Genomic DNA, 15,671 nt, shown 5'->3' with positions numbered 1-15,671 from the left:
ACCGGCGGCCGTTGCTTTCGCGGCAGGCGCTAGAGGAGCACGACGGCGTCCCCGACCTGCACCGGTCCCGGGGTCGCGACCGTCGCCAGCGCGTCCAGGCGGGTGTCGTGCTCCTTGGCGATGGCCCGCAGCACCTGCGCCGAGTGCGGCAGGTCCCGCTGGGCCTCGTTGACCATCGCGCACCGCTCGCTGGACCGCACGAACTCGACGCACAGGCCGCCGATCCGCGCCTTGCTCCCGAACCACTCGTCCTCCGCGAAGGGCGGGGTGCCCGGAGGTGTGCGAACCAGGAGGTTCGGCCGGAAGCGCCGCTCGTCGACCGGCACGCCCGGGGCGGCCGAGCGCACCCAGTCGAGGGTGGCGGTGGTCAGGACGCTCAGCGGGAGCTGGTCGAAGTGGGAGACGGCCGCCTCGCGCGCCACCTCGACGTCGTCGCGGCCTAGGTAGCCGCGGAGGTAGGCCGTCGGGTCCGCGACGACCGTGCCGTGCGGATCCAGCAGCTCCGGCTCGTCGGCGTCGTCCAGGTAGCGGGAACGCAGCTCCAGCAGGCCGGGCATCCGCCGGAAGCGGCGGGTGTTCTTCCCCGACCCGAACTTGCCCTCGGCGTCGCGCACCGCGAAGAGCCGGTCCCCGAGCAGCCCCCGCGCATCGACGTCGACCCGGTGCAGCGGCTCACCGCCGGTCGACTTGATCGGGTACCGCCAGATCCGCTCGACCACTCCCATCACCCGGACGAGGCTACCGACGCCGCCGCTAGTGGAGGGCGCTGCCGGCCTGCCACTGGTCCCAGGACAACGCCCAGTCGCCGTAGGTGTCCCACACCGGCAGCGCCGGGCCGCCGGAGTTGGCGACCTCGACGACGTCGCCGAGCCCGAAGTGCTCGAAGAACCACTGCGCGTTGGCCTGGTCGAGGTTGATGCAGCCGTGCGAGACGTTGGAGCTGCCCTGCTGCGCGACGCTGGCCGGGTTCTCGTGCACGAACTCGCCGTCGTTGGAGATGCGTTCGGCGAAGAACTCGTCGGACCGGTACGCCTTCGGGTCGGGCGGGCACACGCCGTAGGTGCAGGAGTCCATCGTGTACTTCTGGTGCTTGTCCGAGATGACGTGCGCGCCGACGTGGGTCGGAGTGATGTCCTTGCCCATGCTGATGGGCATCGTGTTGACGAGCTGACCGTTGTGGAAGATCTGCATCTGCTCGGTGCCGCCGTCTGCCTTCGCGATCCAGGAATCGTGCACCGCGAAGTCGATGCTGCGGTCGGTCTCCCCGTAAACCCCGCCGCCCAGGTCGACGCCGTAGAGGTTGATCTTCAACGTGATCTTGGTGCCCGGCTGCCAGTAGTCCCGCGGCCGGTAGTGCACTTCCTTGTCGGAAATCCAGTACCAGCCGCCGGGCTGGTCGGGAGCGCTGCTGATCTGCAGCGCCTTCTCCGCGGCGGCGCGGTCGGTGATGGCGTGGTCGAACCGGACGACGATGGGCTGCCCGACGCCCACGTCGTGGGTGGAGGGCGCCGGGACCACGCTCGGGTAGGCCTGCGCCTTGGGGGCGAGCGTGTGGATCGCCTTGTGCTGCGTGGTGCTCGTCCCGTCGCCGTCGACGACCGTGGCGGCCACGTCGTAGACCTTGTCGTAGGCGAGCACCTCGGTGGTGCGCCAGCCCGTCCGACCGTCGGCCATCTGCCCGGCGACCTGCTTGCCGTCGGGATTGGTCACGGTGACGGCGGTGAGCTTGCCGTTCTGAACCCGCACGTCGATCGGCGTGGTGGGGTTCACCTGGTCGCCCCCGGCAGCCGTGATGTCGACGACCGGCGCGGGCTTCGGAGGCGGCGCGGCATCCTGCCCACCGCCGCCCGGAGAGCAGCCGGCAATCCCGACCAATGCCCCGAGAACAACACCAGCAACACAAACCCGAAAACGGACGAATTCCCGCCGTCGAACACCTCGGCTCATTTTTTCAGCCTACTCAGGAGAATGCCTTCTCTACCGTCGGCCAGCCATGGGGAGCAACAAAGCAAGAACAACGAGATGCCACATCGGCGCAATAAATCCGTTTTAAACAGGATTGCCCCGTATTCAATCACAGAACGTTCCACTACCACGACATTTCGTCACGCCCCGCATCCGCCACAACCGCGCGCAGGGCCGAGGGGCCGCCCCGACCTGCACTGCTGCTCGTTCAGTTCGGCAGATCGAAGGCGCCCGCCTTGGCCTGTTCGCTGAAGGAAGCCCACGATAACGGCGGAATCCAGAGGACACCGCCATCGCGGTCCTTCGAGTCACGGACGCCAGTGCCAGCCCCGGAGACGATGCGACACTCCACGCACTGGTCGTTTCCCGAGGTGCTGCGGCGGCTCTTGAACCAGCCGGTGTCACGGTTATTGATCGGCATGGCTTTCCCTCGCTACCACGCGCGTCTATGCAATGCGGTCGAAGCGTCCGGCTTTGGCGGCATTCAAGAACGTCGCGAACGCGGAGGCACCGAACACCAGCGGTGTTCCTGCTGGGTTCTTGCTGTCGCGCACCGCGCAGACACCGGGGAGGTTGGCGGCGACCTCGACGCACTGTCCCTGCGGAGCCGAGCGACTGGACTTCCGCCAACGTAATTGGGTCTGATCCATCATTACTCCCTTTCGCCTGCCAGCTGGCACTTCGAGATCGCGTTGGCACTTTCGGACTCGGACAGAGCACGGTCCCACAGCTCGCTGAACAGCTTACTCATCGTTGAAACTGCGTCAGGATCGTCGACCAGGTGGCCGCCCACCACATACTCCTGATAGCCGGTCTCCGGCCAGGTGTCCGGCGGAAAGTCGAGCAGGGCGAAGCCACCCGCCATCGCGCGGTGCAGCCCGAGGCCCGTGGGAACGATCCTGATACTGACGTTGGGCCGCTCGCCGATCTTGATGAGATGGGCAAGCTGACCGCTTCCGACATCCGGGTCAGCAGCGCACCTTTGAAGGGCCGCTTCGGAGATGAGGAGCTTCACTTCGAGCGGCTGGCCGTCATCCAGAAGCCGCTGCTGTCTATGCATTCTGGCGGCGACCCGGTTGTCGATCGTCGCCTGCGATGCTCCCGGGTCACCGAGGGTTTCGAGTCGTCTGGCGTAGTCCTCGGTCTGAACCAGCCCAGGGATCAACTCGACCTCGAAGTTGCGGACGCTACTCGCATCTGTCTCCAAGGTCACGTACGAGACGAGCCATCGCGGCAGCCGATACGTCTGCCACCAGCCAGGCTTCTGCGCGTCCGACCGCGTTGCCAACAACAGCTTCCGATCGGCGTCCGGAATCCCGTACATGGCGCACAAGACGATGAGGTCGGGCCGCGTCGGGACGTTCCGCCCACTTTCAAGGTGGCGCACGCGGCCGGTCGTGCACTCCAGTTCTGCCGCCACCTCTTCTCGGGTCAGCCCAGCGAGCTCTCGCCACTGAGCCAAGCTCCGACCAAGCATCAACCTCCGCAGGGTCATGCGATCACTGTATGCGCAGTACCGAAACGGTCCCGAACCACCGAATCGGGTAGTCGACACAGTACGGGTACTGCGAGATTCTTTGATCAGTACGAGTACTGATCTTTCTCTTGCTGGAAGCGAACAGGGAGTGATCGTGTTGGTGTCTGTTGGTTGGGTCGTGGCGGTTGGTGTTGCGGGGCTCGCCGTGGGGGCTTTTGCCGGGCTGGCCTGGACTTTGGGCGGAACGTGCGGGCAACACTCCGCTTACCTTCCCGCGTTCTCCGCGTTCGCCGTCATCGCGCGGGTCCACGGCAGCACGGTCGACGACGAGGAGCCCTGTTGGCCGGACGAGGATGACGCCGACGCATGGGGACCCGATCCGGCGCGGGCGTACCCGCTTCATTCCATAACGCCACGCACCTACGACGAGGCCGACAGCCCAGCCGTCTTCCGGTACGACTTCGGCTGGCCGACTTCCGCCGAGGCCGATTCCGATATGACCGCTCCGATTCTTCCGCCGGGCTTGTCGCAGGCCCCCGACATGCGACAAGCCCGGCGGATCCCCAGCATTCCCGCGCAGCGAACGGGCAGGCACGCGCTTCGCACCACTGGACGTCATGCACTTCGGGAGGACCGAGCCGAATTGGCGAGCGCAGGAGCCGGGTGGGATGCGCGGGCTTGAACCGGCCGAGGCCGAGGAACTGCTGCTGTGGTTCGTCCGCCACGACTTCGCGCGGCACGTCCTCGGCCCGCTCGGCGCTCCGCACGTGGTCGTCCTCTTCCGCCAGTGGAACGAGCACGGACTCACCGATGTCGCCCACGTCCGCAGCCAGGTACGCACCGAGGTGGCGCGGATCGTGGACGCGCCTGGGCGCAACGTCTACCGGCCTGGCCTGGTCGTTTGGCACTACTGGGGCGGCATCGTCGACGCGCTCACCGCGCTGAAAGACCTCCCACAGCCAGGCGGGCCAGACACACCCGCCCGGCCCTACGAACCGCCACGTGACCTGCATGGCGTGCCCGGAGAAGGAACGGGCGCGGCGTTGTGGATCGTCCCCGAGGAAGCCGAGACGGTCCGCATCCGCCTGCCCCGCGTCAAGTTCTGACCCGAGCGGTCAGGAACACCCCACGCGGAAAGGAGGAATGCCGCTGGAACCTGCGGTGCACGCGGAACATCTTCCCCTCCCCCAGCCGAGAAGTTCCGTCGCGGCACCGAATCCCTGAAAAGAAGGGCGCCCCTGACCGTTCATCAGGGGCGCCCTTCATTACCTCGTTCAGCCCGCGAGTTCGCGGATGGCCGGGAGGAGGAGTCGCAGTGCCCGGCCTCGGTGCGAGTCCGCGTCCTTCTCCTCCGGGGAGAGTTCCGCGCTGGTCCGGGTTTCGCCTTCCGGGACGAAGATCGGGTCGTAGCCGAAGCCGTTGGCCCCGCGCTCTTCCCGGATCACCGTGCCCCGCCACTCGCCGCGCACCACCGTTTCCGCGCCGTCCGGCAGCACCAGCGCCGACGCCGACACGAACGCCGCCCCGCGGCGCTCGTCCGGGACGTCCGCGAGCTGGCCCAGCAGGAGGTCCAGGTTCGCCTGGTCGTCCCCGTGCTTGCCCGACCAGCGGGCCGACAGGACTCCCGGCATCCCGTTGAGCGCGTCGACCGCGATGCCCGAATCGTCCGCGATCGCCGGCAGGCCGGTGGCCTTCGCCGCGTCCACGGCCTTGGCCACCGCGTTCTCCTCGAACGTCGCGCCCGTCTCCGGCGCCTCCGGGAACTCCGGGACGTCGGCCAGGCCGATGACCTCCACGCCGGTCACGCCCTCGGCGGCGAGGATCCGGCGCAGTTCCACCAGCTTCTTCTGGTTCCGGGTGGCCAGCAGCACTCGCGTCATGCCGCGCTCCCCGGGAGTTCGCCCGGGTAGGGCTCGGCCAGCGCCGCCGACTGGAGCTCGGCCAGCTTGGCGCAGCCGTCCAGCGCGAAGTCGATCATCTTGTCCATCGTGGACCGCGTGTAGGTGGCGCCCTCGCCGGTGCCCTGCACCTCCACCAGGGTGCCGTGGTCGGTGGCCACCACGTTCATGTCCACCTCGGCGCGGGAGTCCTCCTCGTAGGGCAGGTCCAGCCGCACCCGGCCGTCCACCACGCCGACGCTCACCGCCGCGACCGCGCAGGACAGCGGCTTCGGGTCGGACAGGCGACCGGCCGCGCCCAGCCACGTCACCGCGTCGGCCAGCGCCACGTAGGCGCCGGTGATCGCGGCGGTGCGGGTGCCGCCGTCGGCCTGGATCACGTCGCAGTCCAGCGTGATGGTGTTCTCGCCGAGCGCCGCCAGGTCGATGCAGGCCCGCAGCGAGCGGCCGATCAGCCGGCTGATCTCGTGCGTGCGGCCGCCGATGCGGCCCTTCACCGACTCGCGGGCGCTGCGGGTGTTCGTCGACGACGGCAGCATCGCGTACTCGGCGGTCACCCAGCCGAGCCCGGAGCCGGTCCGCCAGCGCGGGACGCCCTCCTGGACGCTGGCCGCGCACAACACCCGGGTCTTGCCGAACTCCACCAGCACCGAACCGGCCGGCCAGTCCTGGTATCCGCGCGTGATCCGCACCTCTCGGAGCTGGTCGTCGCTCCGCCCATCCGCTCGTGCCACGCCCCCAACCCTAAGCCCGCCCGGCAGCAGCACCGCCGACCACCCCTGGCACCTGGCCGGACGAACCGGGCGCCGCGCCGGCACTCGCTCCAGGTGGGGCGCCATTCCGTGGGCAGGGTCTACGGTCGCCAGGCATATCGGATGTCCGGTTCTCGTTCTTCGTTGCGCCGCCCGTCGGTCCGCTCGACCTCGACGAAGCCGTGCCGCTCGTAGAACCGCTGCGCCGGGGCGTTGACCTGGAACGTCCACAGATCCAGTCCCCCGGGACGCCGCCGCTTGGCCAGGTCCGCGAACCGGTCGCCCAGACCACGGCCTCGCCACGACGGTTCGAGGTAGAGCTGGTCCAGCTCCGCGCCGTCCAACACCAGGAGCCCGACCACCGAGCCCGCGGCGACAGCCACCCAGCATTCGTGCTGCGGCACGACGACATGCGAGAACCAGCTCCGCACCTCGTCATCCCCATGCGCGCGGTGCACGGTCGGCAGCGCGGTGGCGAAGGAACGCAGCCACACGTTGGCCATGTCGAGCGCATCGGCATCACCGGCACGCCGGAGCTCGAGGTGGTCGTCCACGACGGCTGACTGTGGCAGACGAGGCGCCGCGACGCAGCCGAATATCCGTCAGACGTCGTAGGTGCGGTCGGCGGCGACGAGCTCGGTCGGGCCGTCGAACGCCGCCTTCGCCTCGGCGAGGATCTCCTCGCGGTCCGCCCACGGCACGATGTGCGTGAGCAGCAGGCGGCGGGCTCGGGCCGCCTTCGCCACCTCTGCCGCCTGGCGCCCGGACAGGTGCACGCCCTCGGGCGCGTCCGGGAAGTTCGCCCAGGACGCCTCCGAAAGCAGCACGTCGGCGTCCGCGGCGAGCTCGGTCAACTGCGGGCACGGCCCGGTGTCACCGGTGTAGGCCAGCACCTTGCCCTCGGCCGCCACACGGAATCCCCACGACGCGCACAGGTGCGCCATCGGCACCGCCTGCACCTCGAACGGGCCGACGCGCACCGGCTCCGCCGGGATCGGGATGAACTCGAACACATCGGACAGATCGGTCTCGGCTCGCTCGGCCGCGTCCGGCGCGTAGAGGGCCGCGAACCGCTCCGGGGCGTTCTCGGGCGCGATCACCCGCAACCGCCGCGCGGTCGGGTCGTGCGGCGGGTTCGGGTGGTAGCGGCGCAGCACCGTCAGCGCCGCGAAGTCCGCGCAGTGGTCCGGGTGCAGGTGGCTGAAGAACACCGCGTCGAGCTGGAACGGGTCGACGAACCGCTGCATCGCGCCCAGCGTGCCGTTGCCGAGGTCGAGCGCGATGCGCGTGCCGCCGGACTCCAGCAGGTATCCGGACGACGGCGAGTCCGGGCCGGGAAAGCTGCCGGAACAACCGAGGATCGTCAGCTTCATGCGATGGAGCTTGACACGGTCAGCGGCCGAACGGCATCGGCCACCACGGCCGGACCCAGGAAGCGAGCCGCCAACCGGGCGAATCGGTCCGGCGCGCCGGTGGCGCGGAACTCGTGCTCGGGCACTGTCTCCGGGTCGGCGAGCAGGTCGTTCTCGGTGAGCGCCCGCAGCACGTCCTTGGCCGTCTCCTCCGCGCTGGAGACCAGCGTCACGTGGTCGCCCATCGCGAGCTGCAGCACACCGGTGAGCATCGGGTAGTGCGTGCAGCCGAGCACCAGGGTGTCGACGTCGGCCTGCTGCAGCGGATCCAGGTAGCTCTGCGCCAGGCCGAGGATCTGCCTGCCGCTGGTGATGCCGCGCTCGACGAACTCCACGAAGCGCGGGCACGCGACCGTGGTGAGCGTGATGTCCCGGGCGGCGGTGAACGCGTCGTCGTAGGCGCGGGAGTGGATGGTGGCCTTGGTGCCGATCACGCCGACGCGGCCGTTGCGGGTCGTCGCCACCGCCCGCCGCACCGCGGGCAGGACCACCTCGACCACCGGGATGTCGTACCGCTCCCGGGCGTCGCGCAGGCAGGCCGCCGACGCGGTGTTGCAGGCGATCACCAGCATCTTCACGCCCTCGTCGACCAGCGAGTCGGTGATCGCGAGGGTGCGGGCGCGGATCTCGGCCAGCGGCATCGGGCCGTACGGGGCGTTGGCTGTGTCGCCGACGTAGTGCACCGTTTCGGCCGGCAACTGGTCCATGACCGCGCGGGTCACGGTCAGCCCACCGAGGCCGGAGTCGAAGATCCCGATCGGGGCGTCAGTCACTCGGCCAGTTTGCCAGGCGCGGGTTCGGCGACCTGCCGACGAGTGCTGCGCGCCACCAACCAGGCCGCGAGCACCCCGCCCAGCGCGCCGAACAGGTGGCCCTCCCAGGAGATGCCGGGCTGGCCGGGCAGCACGCCCCACAACATGCCGCCCCAGTAGAAGAACAGCGCCACCGCGACCAGGATCTGCGCGAAGCTGCGCTGGAAGAAGCCGCGCAGCAGCAGGAACACCATCCAGCCGAAGATCACGCCGGACGCGCCGACGTGCACCCCGGGTGCGCCGACCAGCCAGGTGCCGATGCCGCCGATGATCCAGACCGTCGCGGTCACCGCGATGAACTGCCGCAGCCCGCCGGCCAGCACCAGCCAGCCGAGCACCAGGAACGGCAGCGAGTTCGCCCACAGGTGTCCCCACCCTGCGTGCAGCAGCGGCGCCCACACGATGCCGCCCAGGCCGTCGACGTCCCGCGGCTCGATGCCGTAGGCATCGAGGCTCGAAGCAGGGGTCGCGACGTCGTAGAACTCGATGCCGTAGAGCGCCGCGACGGCGATGAGCATCCCGACAGCGGCTCGCAGCGGATTCTGGGGCAGCACTCGAGCCCGGCGGCGTTCAGGCAGTCGGTTCACACCAACGAGGCTACGCGGCGGAGTCCTCCCAGGTCTCGGGGATGACCCCGATATTTGCCGTGGGCCGCACGTCACCGGGCCGAGCCATGATCAACGCGAATCGCCCCGTAAAGTCCCGGATCGTCGTGCCCGTCCCCCGAAAGGTGCCTCGTGCAAGCCCAGGTCGACATCGCGGTGCCCGCGGAGGCGCGGTCCGGACAGGCACCGACCTGGGACGTCGGCACCGACACGCTGCTCTGGACCGACGCGCCCGCCCACACCGCGCACCGCTACGTCCCCGGGCAGGCCGATCACGTGATGGGGTTGCCCCAGCAGGTCGGTGCCGCGAAACCGCGCAGCCGCGGCGGGCTCGTGCTGCACCTGGCCGAAGGCATCGCCCTGTACGACGCCGGCGGTGAACAGCGCACCTGGCTGGCCTACTGGGCCCGCGAGGGCGTCCAGGCCGGGGCGACGACGATCGACCGCAAGGGCCGGCTGTGGGCGACGACGCTGGGCGCCGGGGGCTGGCTGGCCCGCGTGACGGCGGACGGCGCGGCGAAGATCGCGGTGTCCGACCTGGTCGCCGGGCACGGCATCGGCTGGAGCCCGGACGACACCCGGATGTACCTGTCGGACGGCGCGGCGCGACGCATCGACGTGCTGGATTTCGACCTCGTCGCCGGTGCTGCCGACAACCGCCGGGCGCTCTGCGACGTCGACGGCGAACCGGGCGGCCTGTGCGTCGACGACGCGGGCCGGATCTGGGTCGCGGTGCGCAACCGGGGCGAAATCCGCTGCTACACCGCGGAAGGCGAGCTGGAGCGGACGATCCAGCTGCCGGCGCGCCGCCCGACGGACTGCTGCTTCGGCGGCCCGGACCTCACGGACCTGTACGTCACAACGGCCCGCGACGGCGTCCAGGACCCGGCTGCGGCGGACGGCGCCCTGCTGGTCCTCCCGAACATCGGCACCGACACCCGCCCCTTCGCCTTCACCGGCTGACCCCATCAGACTCCCGACCCGTGCACCGCAATTTCCATTGAAATCGAAGGTCCAATTTCAATGGAAATTGCGGGTTGTCCACAGTCTCCTGCGTGTCGTGGGTCCGACACACCGAAGGGTGTGGACAACTTCTTCAATTTCAATGGAAATTGCGGTCCCTCGGAGAGAGGTTTCAATTGAAACTGTGGAACGACGCAGGTGAGGAGCACCTTTGACCCGGCGGGTCAGAGGTGCTCCTCGGGGAGCTCGTCCGCGGTGATCAGGCCCAAAGTTGGCCTTCGAGGCGTTGGGCCGCTTCGTCGAGGGTGCCGCTGTAGGCGCCCGTCGAGAGGTACTTCCAGCCCGCGTCGGCCACCACGAACGCGATGTCCGCCGATTCTCCTTCTGCCGCAGCCTTTTCCGCGATCGTCAGCGCCGCGTGCAGCACGCCGCCGGTGGAGATGCCCGCGAAGATGCCTTCGCTCTCCAGCAGCTGGCGGGTGCGGCGCAGCGCGTCGTAGGAGCCGACCGAGAACCGGCGCGTCAGCACGTCCGGGTCGTACAGCTCCGGCACGAAGCCTTCGTCGAGGTTGCGCAGGCCGTAGACCAGCTCGCCGTAGCGCGGTTCCGCCGCGACGATCTGCACGTCCGGCTTCTGCTGGCGCAGGTAGCGGCCGACCCCGACCAGGGTTCCGGTGGTGCCCAGCCCGGCCACGAAGTGCGTCACCGTCGGCAGGTCGCGCAGGATCTCGGGTCCGGTGGTGCGGAAGTGCGCTTCGGCGTTGGCCGGGTTGCCGTACTGGTAGAGCATCACCCAGTCCGGGTTCTGCTCGGCCAGCTCCTTGGCCACCGCCACCGCCTGGTTCGAGCCGCCCGCCGCGGGCGAGGAGACGATCCGCGCCCCGTAGGCCTGCAGCAGCTGGCGGCGCTCCTCCGAGGTGTTCTCCGGCATCACGCAGACCAGGCCGTAGCCCTTGAGCTTGGCCGCCATCGCCAGCGAGATCCCGGTGTTGCCGGAGGTCGGCTCCAGGATCGTGCAGCCGTGGGTGAGCCGGCCCTCCTTCTCGGCCGCCTCGATCATGGCCAGCGCCGCCCGGTCCTTGATCGAACCGGTCGGGTTGCGGTCTTCCAGCTTGGCCCACAGCCGGACGTCCGGTGCCGGTGACAGGTGGGGCAGCCCCACCAGCGGGGTGTCACCGAGCGCGTCCAGCAACGAGTCGTAACGAGCCACGGTGCGTCTCCTCCTCGCCCTCCGCCCGGAGGGGAATGTCCTGCTGCGGGTGGAGTTCTTTCGCGCCCACGCCACGTGCCGGTCCGCTCGGACCTCGCGACCGGCATCGCCGCGGGTTCCCAGAGGCCTTCCCGCTTGCGACGGCCCGTATGCCGGGGCCGGGAGAAGGCCTCTGAGGTTCCGCTACCCGCGCCGCGCGGCGCGGGTCCCGCAGAATTCCGTCAGCGCATGCCGCCGGCGACGGCCGGGAGGATGGTGACGCTGTCGCCGTCGGCCACCTTGGCCTCCAGGCCGCCCGCGAAGCGGACGTCCTCGTCGTTGACGTAGACGTTGACGAAGCGGTGCAGATTGCCTTCCTTGACCAGGCGGTCCTTCAGGCCGTTGAAGTTGCTGTCGAGATCGTTGATCACCTCGGCCACGGTGTCGCCCTTGGCCTCGACGGACTTCTCGCCGCCGGTGTGGGTGCGCAGGATGGTGGGGATCGAAACCTTGACTGCCATTGGGGAACCTCCTGTCCACGAAGGACTTCGTTGGGATCGAGACGCGAACACTGGTGGGCGAGCCGCGGCTCAGTCGAGGTCTGGGACCTCGTCGGCACCGGTGTGGGCGAACATGTACGACTCCACGACCTCCACCGGCTCCTCGGTCACCTGACCGTCGAGGATCCGGTAGGAACGCAGCTCATGGGTCTTCGGGTCCCGGGTGGACACGAGCACGTAGTGCGCGTTGGGCTCCGAGGCGTAGGAGACGTCCGTGCGCGATGGGTACGCCTCGGTCGAGGTGTGCGAGTGGTAGATGACCACCGGCTCCTCGTCCCGCGCGTCCATCTCGCGCCACACCTTCAGCTGTTCGGCGGAGTCGAACCGGTAGAAGGTGGGCGAACGCTCGGCGTTGATCATCTCGATCAGGCGTGTCGGGCGGTCCGACCCTTCCGGGCCGGTAATCACGCCGCACGCCTCGTCCGGGTGGTCCCGTCGGGCATGCGCGACCATCGCATCGACCAGGTCGCGTCGGATCACCAGCACAGCAACCATCCTAGTAGGTGAGGCACCGGCCTCCCACGATGTGGAAGATCCCGCTACCGGTGCGGCTTCGTCGGGCGAAAACGCAGGTACACGATGATTCATTCCCGCGCCGAGGGGTAGAGGCGCGTGTAGGAAGTCACCTCATCCACCGGTTCGGCGGCCAGCACGCCACGCACGATCGCCCGCGCGACGACGTCGGCCGCGACCGCGCACACCGCGTCCAGCCGCGCCGCCCAGTCCGGCTCGCCCGGCGCGGGCAGGGCGGCTCCGGTGCCGGTGGCCAGCGCGAACATCGTGTCGCCGTCGACCAGGAGGTGCGCCGGCCGGACGGTGCGGGCCAGCCCGTCCTGCGCGGCGACCGCCAGCCGGCGGCACTCGGCCTTCGAAAGCTTCAGATCGGTGGCGACCACGCCGATCGTGGTGTTCAGCGGCCGCTCGACCGGACCGCGCCGCCCAGGGCGCTTCCCGAACAGCCGCCGGCCCGCTTCGACCTCGGCGGGATCGGGCGGGCGCAGGCCGGGCGCCGGGATCCACGGCAGCCCGGTGTCGGGGTCGATCGCCGAGCCGGCCGCGTTGACGGCCACGAGCGCGCCGACGGTGGTGCCGTCGTCCAGCACGGCGCTGGCCGTGCCGATGCCGCCCTTCACCGTGCCCACGACCGCGCCGGTGCCTGCTCCGACGTTGCCCTGCCGGGCCTCGGTGCGGGTCGCGTTCTCGCAGGCCCGGTGGCCGAACCCGGCGTCGGGCCGGTTGCCCCAGTCGCTCATCGGCACGTCGAAGATCACCGCGCCCGGCACCACCGGAACCACGTGCGACGGATCGGCGCCGACCCGCACGCCGTGCCCGCGCTCGCCGAGCCAGCGCATCACCCCGTCGGCCGCCGCCAGGCCGTAGGCGCTGCCACCGGTGAGGACCACGCCGTGCACCTGCTGCACCAGGTGGCTCGGTTCGAGCACATCCGTCTCGCGCGTTCCGGGGCCGCCGCCGCGCACGTCCACCGCCGCCGTCGCGCCCTCCGGCACCAGGACCACGCTGGTGCCGGTGGCCCAGTGCTCGTCGAGCCGCTGCTCGTGCCCGACCCGCACCCCGTCGACGTCGACGATCGCGTCGAGCCCTCCCGATCGCAGCATTCCGACAGGCTCCTCTCGTCCAGGGATCGTGCGTGGTTTGGAGTGCCATAGCGCTCCAAACCGCGCACGAACCACCGACCGCACAGCGTGATCACCCACGTTGGCATCACGTTAACCAGACGTAAAGGAAACGCCGCCGTTCTTGTTGTCGATCCCCCGCCTCCGCACTGTGAGTCCGTTCACTAGGAGGAGGACGGATGTCAACTGAGGTGCACGGCCGCGACGCTGCGGCGCGCTCCGGTGGCGAGCGCCGGGTGGTCGCCAACGTCATTCGCGGCTCGATCGGCAACTTGATCGAGTGGTACGACTGGTACGCCTACACCGCGTTCAGCGTGTACTTCGCGGCGGCGTTCTTCCCGAAAGGCGACCTGACCGCCCAGCTGCTCAACACCGCGGGCGTGTTCGCCATCGGCTTCCTGATGCGCCCGCTCGGTGGCTGGCTGCTCGGCCGCTACGCGGACCGCTTCGGCCGCCGGGCCGCGCTGACGCTCTCGGTGACGCTGATGGCCTGCGGCTCGCTGGTGATCGCGCTGACGCCGGGCTACCACACGATCGGCCTCGCCGCGCCGCTGCTGCTCGTGTTCGCGCGGCTGGTGCAGGGCCTCTCGGTCGGCGGCGAGTACGCGACGTCGGCGACTTACCTGTCGGAGGTCGCGACCGCGAGCAAGCGCGGCTTCTACTCGAGCTTCCAGTACGTGACGCTCGTCGCCGGGCAGCTCACCGCGCTGGGCGTGCAGATCCTGCTGCTCATGGTGCTCACCAACGAGCAGATGGATTCGTGGGGCTGGCGGATCCCGTTCGCGATCGGCGCGATCGGCGCGGTGATCGTGATGTGGCTGCGCCGCGGCATGGACGAGACCGAGAGCTACAAGAAGACCTCGGAGGGCAACCAGTCGCGCGGCACCGTCAAGGCGCTGCTGCAGCACCCCAAGGAGTGCCTGCTCGTCGTCGGCCTGACCCTCGGCGGCACCGTGGCGTTCTACACGTACACGACCTACCTGCAGAAGTACATGGTGGCGACCTCGGGCATCGACAAGGGCACCGTCGCCTGGATCAACTTCCTGGCGCTGCTGGTGTTCCTGTTCCTGCAGCCGCTGGCGGGCGCGCTGTCGGACCGCATCGGCCGCCGCTGGCTGCTGCTGGCCTTCGGCGTCTGCGGCACCGTGCTGACCGTGCCGATCATGACGCTGCTCGGCTCGACGCAGGACCCGGTCACGGCGTTCGCGCTGATGATGGGCGGCCTGGTGATCGTCACCGGCTACACCTCGATCAACGCGATCGTGAAGGCGGAGCTGTTCCCGACCAACATCCGCGCGCTCGGCGTCGGCCTGCCCTACGCGCTGACGGTGGCGATCTTCGGCGGCACCTCGGAGTACGTGGCGCTGTGGCTGAAGAAGGCGGGCATGGAGCAGGTGTTCTTCTGGTACGTCTCGGGCTGCGTGCTGATCTCGCTGCTCGTGTACCTGCGGATGCGCGAGACGTCGAAGGACTCCCGTATGGAGGGCTGACCCGGCGCGTCGCCATACTCGGGGCGGAGCTTTCGGAGGTGGCTGGTGCGCGTGCTTCTCGTCGAGGACGACGACGGCGTGGCGGATGCGCTCGTCGACGTCCTCGCCGCGCACGGCCACCAGCCCACCCGGGTTTCGCGCGGCGCGGACGCGCTGACCCGGCACCGGGATCACGACCTGGTGCTGCTCGACCTGGGGCTGCCGGACGCCGACGGCCTCGACGTGCTGCGGAAGCTGCGCCGGGTCGGGCCGATCCCGGTGGTGGTGCTGACCGCCCGCGGCGAGGAGCGGATGGTGGTCCGCGGCCTGCGTTCCGGCGCGGACGACTACCTGGTCAAGCCGGTGCGGATGGCGGAGCTGCTGGCCCGCATCGACGCGGTGGCCCGGCGCGGTCGCCCGGCGCCCGCGGCCGCCGACGAGGTCCGGGTCGGCGACGTGCTGGTGGACCTGCGGACCCGCCGGGTGCGGGTCGGCGACCGCGACGTGGAGCTGACGCCGAAGGAGTTCGACGTGCTCGCGGTGCTGGCCGGCGAGGCGGGCAGCGCGGTGAACAGGCAGCGCCTGATGGACGAGGTCTGGGGCGACGCCTACCTGGCGGTCTCGCGGTCCCTGGACGTGCACATCGCGCAGCTGCGCGCCAAGCTGGGCCGCCCGGAACTGCTGGTGACGATCCGCGGCTTCGGCTACCGGTTCGGGGAGTGAACAGGTGAGCACGCGTCCTGCTCGCCGGTGCGGCGACGCCTTGCGGCGGTTTCGCGCGAAACCGGCACCGCCAGGCACGCGGAATGACGGTTTCGCGCGAAACCGCCGCCTCCCAGGCACTCGCGTCGGCGATTTCGCGCGAAACCGCCGCTCCTCCCTGCACGGCCGCCCAGCGGATTCGCCGCCGTGCTCACGGCCCGTGACCAGGCTCG

Annotated in this window: 19 protein-coding genes; 4 read left to right on the top strand and 15 right to left on the bottom strand. The window is 69.8% G+C overall.

Going from position 1 to position 15,671, the window contains the following annotated elements; all coding sequences use genetic code 11:
• Window positions 1–29 precede the first annotated feature (29 nt).
• From E1288_RS07275 to E1288_RS07255, 5 genes are all read right to left on the bottom strand, one after another.
• A complete protein-coding gene (locus E1288_RS07275; protein ID WP_132482660.1) occupies window positions 30–725 on the bottom strand; it encodes an MOSC domain-containing protein in 696 nt (231 codons plus the stop codon).
• A 28-nt stretch (window positions 726–753) separates the two neighbouring features.
• A complete protein-coding gene (locus tag E1288_RS07270) occupies window positions 754–1,875 on the bottom strand; it encodes a L,D-transpeptidase (protein WP_132482519.1) in 1,122 nt (373 codons plus the stop codon).
• 298 nt (window positions 1,876–2,173) lie between these two features.
• Complete coding sequence (locus tag E1288_RS07265; protein WP_132482517.1) at window positions 2,174–2,386, bottom strand: DUF397 domain-containing protein; 213 nt, start codon at window positions 2,384–2,386, stop codon at window positions 2,174–2,176.
• A 25-nt stretch (window positions 2,387–2,411) separates the two neighbouring features.
• Entirely contained in the window at window positions 2,412–2,615 is a 204-nt protein-coding gene (locus tag E1288_RS07260) for a DUF397 domain-containing protein (protein ID WP_132482515.1), read from the bottom strand.
• A gap of 2 nt (window positions 2,616–2,617) precedes the next feature.
• Complete coding sequence (locus E1288_RS07255) at window positions 2,618–3,460, bottom strand: helix-turn-helix domain-containing protein (RefSeq protein ID WP_132482513.1); 843 nt, start codon at window positions 3,458–3,460, stop codon at window positions 2,618–2,620.
• A gap of 650 nt (window positions 3,461–4,110) precedes the next feature.
• Between E1288_RS07255 and E1288_RS07250 the strand changes: the two genes are divergently transcribed.
• Complete coding sequence (locus tag E1288_RS07250) at window positions 4,111–4,548, top strand: hypothetical protein (RefSeq protein ID WP_132482511.1); 438 nt, start codon at window positions 4,111–4,113, stop codon at window positions 4,546–4,548.
• A 168-nt stretch (window positions 4,549–4,716) separates the two neighbouring features.
• Here the strand turns inward: E1288_RS07250 and rdgB are convergent, their stop codons facing one another.
• The 6 genes from rdgB to E1288_RS07220 form a co-directional block, all read right to left on the bottom strand.
• Window positions 4,717–5,322, bottom strand: a complete 606-nt coding sequence (rdgB, locus tag E1288_RS07245; RefSeq protein ID WP_132482509.1) for an RdgB/HAM1 family non-canonical purine NTP pyrophosphatase — start codon at window positions 5,320–5,322, stop codon at window positions 4,717–4,719.
• Complete coding sequence (rph, locus tag E1288_RS07240; protein ID WP_132482507.1) at window positions 5,319–6,074, bottom strand: ribonuclease PH; 756 nt, start codon at window positions 6,072–6,074, stop codon at window positions 5,319–5,321. The genes rdgB and rph overlap by 4 nt, the downstream gene beginning before the upstream one ends.
• 119 nt (window positions 6,075–6,193) lie before the next feature.
• Entirely contained in the window at window positions 6,194–6,646 is a 453-nt protein-coding gene (locus E1288_RS07235; RefSeq protein WP_235883395.1) for a GNAT family N-acetyltransferase, read from the bottom strand.
• Window positions 6,647–6,694: 48 nt separating this feature from the next.
• Entirely contained in the window at window positions 6,695–7,465 is a 771-nt protein-coding gene (locus E1288_RS07230; RefSeq protein WP_132482505.1) for an MBL fold metallo-hydrolase, read from the bottom strand.
• Entirely contained in the window at window positions 7,462–8,277 is an 816-nt protein-coding gene (gene murI, locus E1288_RS07225) for a glutamate racemase (RefSeq protein ID WP_093261931.1), read from the bottom strand. Before murI ends, E1288_RS07230 begins: the two co-directional genes overlap by 4 nt.
• Entirely contained in the window at window positions 8,274–8,870 is a 597-nt protein-coding gene (locus tag E1288_RS07220) for a rhomboid family intramembrane serine protease (RefSeq protein WP_207954236.1), read from the bottom strand. Before E1288_RS07220 ends, murI begins: the two co-directional genes overlap by 4 nt.
• A 183-nt stretch (window positions 8,871–9,053) precedes the next feature.
• Here E1288_RS07220 and E1288_RS07215 point away from each other — a divergent pair, with 183 nt between their 5' ends.
• Window positions 9,054–9,884 (top strand): SMP-30/gluconolactonase/LRE family protein, encoded by an 831-nt coding sequence (locus E1288_RS07215; RefSeq protein ID WP_132482503.1) that lies wholly within the window; start codon window positions 9,054–9,056, stop codon window positions 9,882–9,884.
• A gap of 259 nt (window positions 9,885–10,143) precedes the next feature.
• Here E1288_RS07215 and E1288_RS07210 read toward each other — a convergent pair whose 3' ends face one another.
• The 4 genes from E1288_RS07210 to E1288_RS07195 form a co-directional block, all read right to left on the bottom strand.
• On the bottom strand, window positions 10,144–11,094 hold the full coding sequence (locus tag E1288_RS07210; RefSeq protein WP_132482501.1) for a PLP-dependent cysteine synthase family protein: 951 nt from the start codon (window positions 11,092–11,094) through the stop codon (window positions 10,144–10,146).
• A gap of 221 nt (window positions 11,095–11,315) precedes the next feature.
• Window positions 11,316–11,594 (bottom strand): MoaD/ThiS family protein, encoded by a 279-nt coding sequence (locus E1288_RS07205; RefSeq protein WP_132482499.1) that lies wholly within the window; start codon window positions 11,592–11,594, stop codon window positions 11,316–11,318.
• Between the two features lie 69 nt (window positions 11,595–11,663).
• Entirely contained in the window at window positions 11,664–12,119 is a 456-nt protein-coding gene (locus E1288_RS07200) for a Mov34/MPN/PAD-1 family protein (RefSeq protein ID WP_132482497.1), read from the bottom strand.
• 98 nt (window positions 12,120–12,217) lie between these two features.
• Entirely contained in the window at window positions 12,218–13,249 is a 1,032-nt protein-coding gene (locus E1288_RS07195; protein WP_132482495.1) for a P1 family peptidase, read from the bottom strand.
• Window positions 13,250–13,446: 197 nt separating this feature from the next.
• Between E1288_RS07195 and E1288_RS07190 the strand changes: the two genes are divergently transcribed.
• Entirely contained in the window at window positions 13,447–14,757 is a 1,311-nt protein-coding gene (locus E1288_RS07190; RefSeq protein WP_132482493.1) for an MFS transporter, read from the top strand.
• A 45-nt stretch (window positions 14,758–14,802) separates the two neighbouring features.
• Window positions 14,803–15,459 carry a response regulator transcription factor gene (locus tag E1288_RS07185; protein WP_132482491.1) on the top strand — a complete coding sequence of 219 codons (657 nt, stop codon included), beginning with the start codon at window positions 14,803–14,805 and terminating at the stop codon, window positions 15,457–15,459.
• Window positions 15,460–15,671: the final 212 nt, after the last annotated feature.

Source organism: Saccharopolyspora elongata (assembly GCF_004348985.1).
GTDB classification, from domain to species: domain Bacteria; phylum Actinomycetota; class Actinomycetes; order Mycobacteriales; family Pseudonocardiaceae; genus Saccharopolyspora; species Saccharopolyspora elongata.
This window is presented reverse-complemented; position numbering and strand designations above follow the sequence as displayed.

Bases quoted from the DNA above. Each gene is read 5' to 3' on its own strand.
- E1288_RS07260 (WP_132482515.1), bottom strand. From the start codon at position 2,615: ATGGATCAGACCCAATTACGTTGGCGGAAGTCCAGTCGCTCGGCTCCG.
- E1288_RS07255 (WP_132482513.1), bottom strand. From the start codon at position 3,460: ATGACCCTGCGGAGGTTGATGCTTGGTCGGAGCTTGGCTCAGTGGCGA.
- E1288_RS07230 (WP_132482505.1), bottom strand. From the start codon at position 7,465: ATGAAGCTGACGATCCTCGGTTGTTCCGGCAGCTTTCCCGGCCCGGAC.
- E1288_RS07265 (WP_132482517.1), bottom strand. From the start codon at position 2,386: ATGCCGATCAATAACCGTGACACCGGCTGGTTCAAGAGCCGCCGCAGC.
- E1288_RS07195 (WP_132482495.1), bottom strand. From the start codon at position 13,249: ATGCTGCGATCGGGAGGGCTCGACGCGATCGTCGACGTCGACGGGGTG.
- rdgB (WP_132482509.1), bottom strand. From the start codon at position 5,322: ATGACGCGAGTGCTGCTGGCCACCCGGAACCAGAAGAAGCTGGTGGAA.
- E1288_RS07190 (WP_132482493.1), top strand. From the start codon at position 13,447: ATGTCAACTGAGGTGCACGGCCGCGACGCTGCGGCGCGCTCCGGTGGC.
- E1288_RS07250 (WP_132482511.1), top strand. From the start codon at position 4,111: ATGCGCGGGCTTGAACCGGCCGAGGCCGAGGAACTGCTGCTGTGGTTC.
- E1288_RS07205 (WP_132482499.1), bottom strand. From the start codon at position 11,594: ATGGCAGTCAAGGTTTCGATCCCCACCATCCTGCGCACCCACACCGGC.
- E1288_RS07275 (WP_132482660.1), bottom strand. From the start codon at position 725: ATGGGAGTGGTCGAGCGGATCTGGCGGTACCCGATCAAGTCGACCGGC.